Source organism: Ilumatobacter nonamiensis YM16-303 (assembly GCF_000350145.1).
GTDB classification, from domain to species: Bacteria; Actinomycetota; Acidimicrobiia; order Acidimicrobiales; family Ilumatobacteraceae; genus Ilumatobacter_A; species Ilumatobacter_A nonamiensis.
In genome coordinates, this window is record NZ_BAOL01000204.1 from 1 (window position 1) to 8,363 (window position 8,363).

General features: G+C 65.0%; 12 protein-coding genes and 1 pseudogene. 5 read left to right on the forward strand and 8 right to left on the reverse strand.

Translation table 11 applies throughout. The features are described 5' to 3' along the window. The 7 genes and pseudogenes from ON45_RS16870 to ON45_RS23835 form a co-directional block, all read right to left on the reverse strand. Positions 1-211 (reverse strand): annotated as a pseudogene (locus ON45_RS16870) (heme lyase CcmF/NrfE family subunit); the annotation flags it as partial. 112 nt (positions 212-323) lie between these two features. Beyond that, positions 324-833 carry a signal peptidase II gene (locus tag ON45_RS16875; protein WP_051063246.1) on the reverse strand — a complete coding sequence of 170 codons (510 nt, stop codon included), beginning with the start codon at positions 831-833 and terminating at the stop codon, positions 324-326. Next, positions 826-2,775 (reverse strand): heavy metal translocating P-type ATPase, encoded by a 1,950-nt coding sequence (locus ON45_RS16880; protein WP_040495345.1) that lies wholly within the window; start codon positions 2,773-2,775, stop codon positions 826-828. The genes ON45_RS16875 and ON45_RS16880 overlap by 8 nt, the downstream gene beginning before the upstream one ends. After that, positions 2,772-3,134, reverse strand: a complete 363-nt coding sequence (locus tag ON45_RS16885; RefSeq protein WP_040495347.1) for an ArsR/SmtB family transcription factor — start codon at positions 3,132-3,134, stop codon at positions 2,772-2,774. Before ON45_RS16885 ends, ON45_RS16880 begins: the two co-directional genes overlap by 4 nt. Before the next feature lie 108 nt (positions 3,135-3,242). After that, on the reverse strand, positions 3,243-4,103 hold the full coding sequence (locus ON45_RS16890; RefSeq protein ID WP_241432234.1) for a metal-dependent hydrolase: 861 nt from the start codon (positions 4,101-4,103) through the stop codon (positions 3,243-3,245). 20 nt (positions 4,104-4,123) lie between these two features. After that, positions 4,124-4,525 carry a DUF3703 domain-containing protein gene (locus ON45_RS16895; protein WP_083915093.1) on the reverse strand — a complete coding sequence of 134 codons (402 nt, stop codon included), beginning with the start codon at positions 4,523-4,525 and terminating at the stop codon, positions 4,124-4,126. Positions 4,526-4,622: 97 nt separating this feature from the next. After that, a complete protein-coding gene (locus tag ON45_RS23835; protein WP_083915095.1) occupies positions 4,623-4,889 on the reverse strand; it encodes an ArsR/SmtB family transcription factor in 267 nt (88 codons plus the stop codon). A 209-nt stretch (positions 4,890-5,098) separates the two neighbouring features. Between ON45_RS23835 and ON45_RS16905 the strand changes: the two genes are divergently transcribed. Both ON45_RS16905 and ON45_RS16910 read left to right on the forward strand, forming a co-directional pair. Then, a complete protein-coding gene (locus ON45_RS16905; RefSeq protein WP_040495351.1) occupies positions 5,099-5,635 on the forward strand; it encodes a hypothetical protein in 537 nt (178 codons plus the stop codon). Positions 5,636-5,937: 302 nt separating this feature from the next. Next, positions 5,938-6,411, forward strand: a complete 474-nt coding sequence (locus ON45_RS16910) for a CPBP family intramembrane glutamic endopeptidase (RefSeq protein WP_040495353.1) — start codon at positions 5,938-5,940, stop codon at positions 6,409-6,411. 48 nt (positions 6,412-6,459) lie between these two features. Here the strand turns inward: ON45_RS16910 and ON45_RS16915 are convergent, their stop codons facing one another. After that, a complete protein-coding gene (locus ON45_RS16915) occupies positions 6,460-6,981 on the reverse strand; it encodes a sigma-70 family RNA polymerase sigma factor (protein ID WP_040495355.1) in 522 nt (173 codons plus the stop codon). A 238-nt stretch (positions 6,982-7,219) separates the two neighbouring features. Here ON45_RS16915 and ON45_RS16920 point away from each other — a divergent pair, with 238 nt between their 5' ends. The 3 genes from ON45_RS16920 to ON45_RS16930 form a co-directional block, all read left to right on the forward strand. Next, positions 7,220-7,753, forward strand: coding sequence for a hypothetical protein (locus ON45_RS16920; RefSeq protein WP_148288737.1), 534 nt, complete (start codon positions 7,220-7,222; stop codon positions 7,751-7,753). Next, positions 7,750-7,995: a hypothetical protein gene (locus tag ON45_RS16925; RefSeq protein WP_040495360.1), complete on the forward strand. Its 246-nt coding sequence runs from the start codon at positions 7,750-7,752 to the stop codon at positions 7,993-7,995. Before ON45_RS16920 ends, ON45_RS16925 begins: the two co-directional genes overlap by 4 nt. Positions 7,996-8,133: 138 nt before the next feature. Continuing rightward, positions 8,134-8,363 (forward strand): cbb3-type cytochrome c oxidase subunit I (locus ON45_RS16930; protein WP_373281594.1); only part of this gene is annotated, 230 nt, incomplete at its 3' end.

Below are 8,363 nucleotides of genomic sequence, written 5' to 3' on the forward strand. Positions count from 1 at the left end.
AGTCGCGGGTGATCAACGCCCGCTGCATCATGATGACGGCGAGAATCGCTCCGCCGAAAGCCATCCACGCGTAGCGAGGCCCCTGCTTCACCAGCCGCCGATCCCCCTGCCAGATGCCCACCACAATCGACAACGCACCGGTCACCGACGCCACGAGCATCAACAGCAAGCCGGCGCGCCCGAGCGCCGAGTTCAGTGACGCGGCAATCATCGGTGTCGCGCTGAAGTGGAGAGCTGGATGTACGACACGACGTCGTATGATAGTCGGCCAGATGGTGATCTCTCGGCGGTCTCGGGTTGAGGCCGGGACGGTGGAGCAACCTTCACGCTGCCCGGAGCGGGCGTGATGCGATGATCCAATACGCCACGCCGATGGTGATGAAGACGTCGGCCAGGTTGAAGGTGGGCCACCAGCCGGTGTGGAGCATGTCGACAACGCTTCCGGCTTCGAAACGGTCGAGGGTGTTCGCGAGTCCACCGGCGACGATGAGGACGACCGGCACGGTCGGTGCTCGGTGAGTACCCCACACCTTGAGTACCGCAATCAGGAACGCAATGACGACGATGGAGACAGCGATGGTCGGGATCTGCGAGAACAGTCCGAATGCGGTTCCTGAGTTGTAGGCGAGTTGAAGGTCGACGGGTCCCGGGAGTTCAACTGGTGCATCGGCGAGAGCGGCGGTCGCCCATCGTTTGCTGACCAGATCGACACCGGCCAACGCGACGATGGCGGCGGCGACGGGAGCCCATGGTCGGCGCTCGGCCGTTTGCTGAAACGACGGCGACGGTGCGTCTCCGGCGGGCAGGTTTCCGGTTGCCGAGTGGTCAGGCATGGACGGCTCGCCGGGCCGTATCGGTTGACGCAGGGTCGTGGTCGCCGTTGCGGGCAGTGATGCCGCGGCGGGCTCGGAGTCCGTTGATGATGACGAGGATCTCGGCGATTTCGTGGGTGGCGACGACCGCGCCGAGTCCGAGCAGCCCGGTCGCGGCGATGGGGATGAGGACGGCGATGATCAGGCCGGACATGGCGAGGTTCTGGATCATGATCGTGCGGGTGCGTCGGGCGTGTCCGATCAGGTCCGGGAGGTGGGTGAGGCGGTCGCCCATGATCGCGATGTCGGCAGCTTCGATCGCGACGTCGGTGCCACCGACGCCCATCGCGATGCCGGCGTCGGCGGTGGCGAGCGCGGGGGCATCATTGATTCCGTCACCGACCATCGCGACGGGTGCATGCCGCTGGAGTTCGTGGATCGCGGTGGTCTTGTCGTCGGGGAGCAGCCCGCCGCGGATGTCGTCGATCCCGGCATCGCGACCGATCGCCGTCGCGGTCGCTTGGTTGTCACCGCTGAGCATCACGACTCGCATCCCGTACCGGGCTTGCAGTGTTGCGATCACGTGGGCAGCTTCTGGGCGGAGCTCGTCGCGGATGGCGATGGCGCCGATCGTCGTCTGGTCGACTTCGACGAGCACGACCGTGGCGCCACCGTCTTGGAGGCGTCGGATGTCTGGGTCGAGTTCTGCGGGGTCGATGAAGCCGGGCTTGCCGACTCGAACGGCTGCTTGCTCGACGATTCCGGTGATGCCGTGCCCGGCAACGGTCTGCACATCGTCGGCGGCGAGTACCGGGCCGTCAGCGGCGGCGACGATCGCGGCGGCGAGTGGGTGGTCACTGTTTGTTTCCAGTGCTGCCGCGAACGCACGGACTTCGCTCGGTGCCCGGCCGGAAGCGGCGAGTGTCTCGATCACACTGGGTTGGTTGCGGGTGAGCGTGCCGGTCTTGTCGAGCGCCACGATGTCGACAGTGGCGAGGGCTTCGAGCGCAGCGCCACCCTTGATGACCAGTCCGGCGCGAGTGGCCGCTCCGATCGAGGCGAACACCGTGACCGGCACCGCGATCGCGAACGCGCACGGAGACGCAGCGACGAGCACCACGAGCGCGCGCTGGAACCACAGTTCGGGATCACCGAGCAGGGCGCCGACGATCGCGATCGTCGCGGCGACGATCAGAATGCCCGGAACGAGTGGTTTGGCGATCCTGTCAGCGAGCCGCTGAGAGCGGCCTTTGCGATCCTGTGCCTCCTCGACTGCTTGCACGATTCTCGCCAAGGTGCTGTTCGACGAGGGGGCGGTGACGGCGACTTCGAGCAATCCGCCTCCGTTCACGCTTCCCGCCAACACGGCATCTCCGGCGTCGACATCGACCGGGATCGACTCGCCGGTGATCGCCGAGACGTCGAGAGCGGAGCGACCAGTCCGGATGACGCCGTCGGTGGCGATGCGTTCGCCCGCACGCACGACCAGCACGTCGCCGATGACGACGTCGCCGGTGGAGATTTCGAGTTGATCGTCGTTGCGCCGAACCGTCGTGGTGTCCGGCACGAGTTGCAGTACGGCACGCAAGCCGCTCCGCGACTTGGTGATCGCCCACTCCTCGAGCGCTTCGGACACGGAGAACAGAAACGCGAGGGCCGCCGCTTCACCGAACTGGCCGAGCATGATCGCTCCCGCTCCGGCGATGGACATCAACAGCGCTACCCCGAGACGGCCACGCACCAGTCCCGTGACGGCGCCCGGCACGAACGTTGCGCCGCCCACGATGATTGCGACGACGAACGCGACATCGGCGACCCCTGGCGCGTCCGTGAGCTCCGCGATGATGCCGGCCGTCCACGCAACCGCGGACATTCCTGCCGCGATCATCTTCCAACGGTCGGCGAGACCGTTTGCGTCGTCACCGTCGACGCTGGCGGTGCCGCCGCAGCATGCGTCACTCATCGGTCGTCCGCCTGAGGCGGTTGATCCATGTACGGGTTCTCGCACAACCTGACGCGATGGCCGGCCTCACCCAGCAGGCGCTCCGCCGCAAACAACAGCTCGCGAACCTCGGGCCGGGAGATCGAGTAGAACACCTGTCGACGATCACCGGGGCGATCGACCACCAGGCCGCACTCGCGCAGGCACGCGAGATGATTCGACACGTTCGACTGCGACGAACCGACGGCGGCGACGATGTCGGTGACTCGACGCTCCCCGTCCATCAACGCCGCCAGGATCGACAGGCGAGTCCGATCGCTCAACCCGTGAAACAGACGAGCAGCCACATCGACATCGATTCGGTCCCGGATCGCATCCATGGCGACACAATATCAGTCGCCACTGATGACATCACCCGATGCTGTGAATGGGCGTGAGAGTGTGACTCAACTCGACTGTCCATCTTCCCCGTCCATGAGTTGTGTCATTCAGGCGAAGAGTTCACTCCGCCATGTCGTGACGAGTTCCGTGGTGTCGCGGTCGTTGGGGTGGAATCCTCGGCGGTAGTACTGGGCCAGTTGCGTGGCAGCGCTCAGCGAGGCGAACGGCGATCGGATCAGCCCGATCATGTCGCGCAGCGTCCGCAGCGGGTGGCGACGAGCGTCGGGATCCAGTGCCACCGACACAGCGGTCATCGCGATCGTGTGGCTGATGAAGTCGACGTGGACGGCGGTCATCGCGAGTCGACGCATCAGTTCTCCGCCGCCGACGTGCTGGAATGTGTCGAAGGCGACGGCTTTGTGTTCGGATTCTTCGAGGGCGTGCCAGACGAAAAGGCGTTGCGTGGCGTCGTGTTCGAAGACCTCTCTGGTCCGGTGATCGCCGAGCAGCAACTCGGCCAGGGTGGCGGTGTAGTGCTCGACCCCTGCGGTCACTGCGAGGTGGAGCCGCGGCGACGAGATTCGTTCGAAGAGGCGGTAGCCCCGGTCCGTGTAGCGCTCTGCCTGTTTCGTTGGATAACCGAGCGAGGCGAGGCGCTCGTTGAACGCTCGGTGCTCGCGGCCGTGCATCGATTCCTGACCGATGAATCCGGCGACGTCGCGGGCCAGTTCGTCGTCGGTGATGCGGTGCTGGACCGCCGACAATGAGCGAACGAAATACTCTTCGCCGTCGGGGAACGTCGCGGAGAGCATCGCGAACAGATGGCTCAACGCGACGTTGCCTCCTGCGAAGTATTTCGGGACCGTGTCGAACGCGGTGTCGAGATGCACGTCGCGAATCGGCACCTCGGACGTTCCCGCCGGCGGCGACGCTGCGACGTCGGCCTGGTGATCGTGGTTGTCGGTCACGGCAGGTGCGTCGATCGAGATCAGCGCGTGTCCGTTCCCGTTTCGGACGTCAAAGCATTCGGAGCGGTGGCGAGGAGGGATTCGAGGTCGTCGCGGATGGGCATCGCCACGAACGCAGACACTCGGGATCGTCCGGTGTTGCCGGCGGGATACCGGCCCGTGGCACTGCCCGGCCCGGCCAGGAGGATCCGGCTGACCTGGCCGACGATCTCGCGAACGTCTCGCTGGCGCCAGGCGAGGCTGAGCATGTGTGCGTGCACCTTCAGGTGCGGTCGGACCCAGGGTTGGGACAGAATGTGAGCGTCCTCGAGTTGCTGCCACGCCGTCCGCGGGTCGCCGATCGTCTGCGCGTGGTTCGACCCGTCGAGGAGTTCGTCGATGCGGGTGCGAATCGCGTCGGGCAACGTTGAGCTCTTGGCCATCATGGTTCGGTCCGGCGTGGTTCGAGTTCCGGTCGGATACCGGGCAACTCGTCGCCGGACGTCAGTCGGGCGAGGTGGTTCTGCTGCACGAGGATCATCAGTCGTCCGCAACGGTGTGGGCCAGGTGCTCGCGTGAGAGGTCGAGCAGCATGCGGACGTGGGCATCGTCGAGGCGGTAGAAGACGTTGCGGCCGTCGCGCCGATTCCGGACCGCGCCCGCGCTTCGCAGAAGTCGCATGGCCTGGGAAACCTTCGTTTCGTTCGTCTCGACGACGGCTGCGATGTCGCACACGCACAGCTCACCGGCCTCGAGGAGGGCGAACAGGATGCGGACGCGGGTGGGATCGCCCAACAATCGAAACATCTCCGCGAGGTCGACAGCCTCGTCGATACTGACGAGACTTGCCGCAACGGACGCGACTCTGCCTTCGTCGATTCGTGTCTCGACGCATCGGTCGATTTCAGTGACGGATGAAACCTGCACAGACGTGAAGATATGCTCGCTGGCGTGATGATGCAACTCGGGCGGTCAGCCGTCTCGGCTCTCCAACTCTCGGTCCGCTCGGCACCATCGTGAATCTGTTGGCCCACGCCGGCGCAGGCATCATCAACACATGGGGTCTCGCGTACGTCGGGGGAGTCATCGGTTTGTTCAGTGTCTCGCTGCTCTACGTGAAGGGGAAGGTCACCGAGCGTTCGACCGTTCCCGGCCAGACTCCCAAGCGGTCCGGTCTAGCTGCGCTCGGCCCAGGTGTCATTTTCGTCGGAGGAGTCTGTGGCGTCTCGCTCGGACTCGGTATCGGCAGTTTTCTCGAGCGCCAGTTCTTCGACGATGTCCAAGTGAGCGAGGTCGTCTCTGAACTGTGCGATTCCACCCGTGATCCCCTCGTCGCCGACGCAACGCTCCACGACGAGGTGGAACACGTGATCGGTGACCTGGACGCGTCGGCAGCGCAGAGCGTCCACCGCGATCTTCACGATGAAGGTCTGCCTGCCGCAGAGCGCGACCTGCTCGTCGATCGTCTCGTCAGCGAACTCACTTCAGCGGACGACAACCACGTCGCCTCGTGCGACGAGCTGTCTCGCGCCGGGCTCGACGCCGAATCGTGACCTCGAAGTCGGAGTCGCGCCGATCGAGCACGCACTCGTCCGGCCATTTCGGTGTCGGTGTCAACGGGCGTGCGGAGAGGTCGCAATGAGTACCGAGGAGTCAGACGTGGCCCGGCCCACAGTCGGCTACTGGGCGCTCGGTTGGGTCGTCGCACAGTTTGCGTCGCTGCTCGTCTTGACCACTGGCGGATCCGGAAGCGACGCGGACAGTATTCCGATTCCGCTCCTCGGTGCGGCGACACTCGCATCGTGGGGCGTGCTGATCGCGATGTTGGTCGTCTTTTCGCGTCGTGTTGGTACGGGTGACTTTCGACTACCAGGTGTGGGCCAAGCCTCGCGACGCTCTTCTCTTCCCGGTCGGGGTGTTCATCCAACTGGTTGCGGTTCCGGTTCTGTATGCGCCGCTGCAATCGATTTGGCCCGGCACGTTCTCCGACGCAAAGATCCAGGACAACGCCCGCGATCTCGCCGATCGGGCAGGCGGCCTCTCGACGGTGGTTCTGATCATGATGGTCGTGATCGGTGCACCGATTGTCGAAGAACTCGTGTACCGCGGATTCCTTCAGCGCTACCTCGCCACTCGATTCACCCGTGCCGCCAGTTGGCTGCTCGTGGCGGGATTGTTCACCGCCATCCACCTTCGCCCCGTCGAGTTCCCTGGCCTCGCTGTGTTCTCGCTGGCTGTCGGTGCTGCGGCTCTCGTGGCCGAGCGGATCGATGCACCGATTGCGCTCCACATCGGCTTCAACGCGGCGGGGCTTCTCCTTGCGTTCTGATGCGTCATGCAGGCGGAACGGATCAGGGTGCGGCGAGGGCGGTCCGGCTCAACCGTGGTCGCTGATCGTGCCGTCGTTCAGTTCGTCCGCCAGTGTCGAGCGTCCACGAGCAACACGCGAACGAATCGTTCCGATGGGGCAGCCGGCAACGCGGGCGGCATCGGCGTATGGGAGCCCGATCAGCTGGGTCAACACGATGGCCTCGCGCTGATCAGGCGGCAACGCTCGAAGAAGCTGCATTGTGTCGATCGCATCGGTTCTGTCGGTCGCATCCGCCACCGGGGGTTCGGCTACTGGATCTGTCCGCCGTACGGTTCGTCGCCGGATGTCCTCGCGACACACGTTGCGCGTGACGCCGAGGACCCACGTCAGTACCGGTCCGCGCTCCCAGCGGTGAAGGTTCTTGATTACTCGGAACAGCGCTTCTTGGGCGAGATCGTCGCTGTCTTCAGGGCAGGTCAGGTACGCAGCGAAACGCCAGACGTCGGTTTGGATCTCACGCACGAAGCGCTCGAGCTCTTTCTGGTCACCGTTTCGCCCGGCCCGAGCTGCTGCGTCGATGTCGAACACGCGGGTCAGTGTGCCAGCACGAAGCGAAGATTGGCCGGCGCCGACTGGGTCGAGTCTGCTCGCACGAACAAATCTCCGTGTCGCGGAACTGATCGAAGGTCTCGCGTCACTCATTGGTATGGAGTGCAACGCGGCGCGCGACGTTCTTTCGGCGCAACTCGATCAGGAGGCCGATGTCGAGGAGGCCCTGGCTGCGAATCGGCACCTCGGTCGGTGCGCTGAGTGCTCACGATGGTGGGTGTCTGTCGGTGAGGTGACGAGGACGCTGCGGGTTCGTCGCGCCGAGAAGATCCCCGACATCGCAACCGCCGCCCTCGCTCGGAGCCGTGACGAGCGGCGATGGGCGTATCAGTCGGCGCGGGCGAGTCTGGCGGTTCTCGCTGTCGTCGAGTTGGTGTTTGCGTTGTCGGGTGTGGTGGCCGGTCGTGATGTGTCGCCGATCCACGACAGCCAGCACCTCGGTGCGTTCGGCGCTGCGATCGCGGCTGCTGTGCTGTTTGCAGCATGGCGCCCGACCCGTGCGCGCGGATTGATGCCGATCGTGATCACACTGTCGCTGGCCATCCCCACCTTCGCCGTCGTCGATGTGTTCAACGACAACCTGACGATGGGTGGCGGCATCCACCATGTCGTGCAGATGATCGGACTCGCGCTGGTGTGGGTCGTCTCGCAGCAACCTGCACGATCCGCTCGACCTCCGACGCCCTCCGAAGTGTCGGCAGCCTCGAGTTCGGCTCGCCCGGTTGCCGCGGTTCGATCGCACTCGTCATGACGCGGTCATTGCGCCGGCGTGGACAGGCCTTCGCGACGACGGTCTGTCTGATTGCGTTCGTCGTGTCGTTCGGTCGCCCAGTAGCGGCCCGGCGGCTCTCCTCGGCAGCTGCGGAGGGTGCGGTGGATGATCCGGGTGTCAACAGCGCCGCGGGTTCGCTCGTTTTCGGAGTGACCGTTGCTGCGGTCGTGGTGGTCGGAGCGATCGTCATCTGGAAGGTCCGCAAGAACCGCACCTCGTGATTCGGCCGCCGTGCACTCGGCGGCACGCAGCACAGCACAGCTTTCGCACGACCACATTCAAGGAGTTCTCCCAGCCACATGGCGATCATCGAACGAGAAGACCGAGCCCCAGCGACGACTCCCCTCGACGAGCCTGCGGTGTCGACCACCACGGAGTCGCTCGGCTCTTTCCGCCGACCGACGCAGACCACCGGGTGGCGGTCGTGGGCGTTCACCGTCGACCACAAGAAGATCGGCATCATGTACGGCGCCGTTGCGATGTTCTTCTTCCTCGTCGGAGGAATCGAGGCCGGACTGATCCGCCTGCAGTTGGCGCAACCCGACGGAACGATCCTGTCGGCCGACAAGTACAACCAGATGTTCACGAT

Bases quoted from the DNA above. Each gene is read 5' to 3' on its own strand.
- ON45_RS23835 (WP_083915095.1), bottom strand. From the start codon at position 4,889: ATGTTTCGATTGTTGGGCGATCCCACCCGCGTCCGCATCCTGTTCGCC.
- ON45_RS16875 (WP_051063246.1), bottom strand. From the start codon at position 833: ATGCCTGACCACTCGGCAACCGGAAACCTGCCCGCCGGAGACGCACCG.
- ON45_RS16885 (WP_040495347.1), bottom strand. From the start codon at position 3,134: ATGGATGCGATCCGGGACCGAATCGATGTCGATGTGGCTGCTCGTCTG.
- ON45_RS16895 (WP_083915093.1), bottom strand. From the start codon at position 4,525: ATGGCCAAGAGCTCAACGTTGCCCGACGCGATTCGCACCCGCATCGAC.
- ON45_RS16925 (WP_040495360.1), top strand. From the start codon at position 7,750: ATGACGCGGTCATTGCGCCGGCGTGGACAGGCCTTCGCGACGACGGTC.
- ON45_RS16880 (WP_040495345.1), bottom strand. From the start codon at position 2,775: ATGAGTGACGCATGCTGCGGCGGCACCGCCAGCGTCGACGGTGACGAC.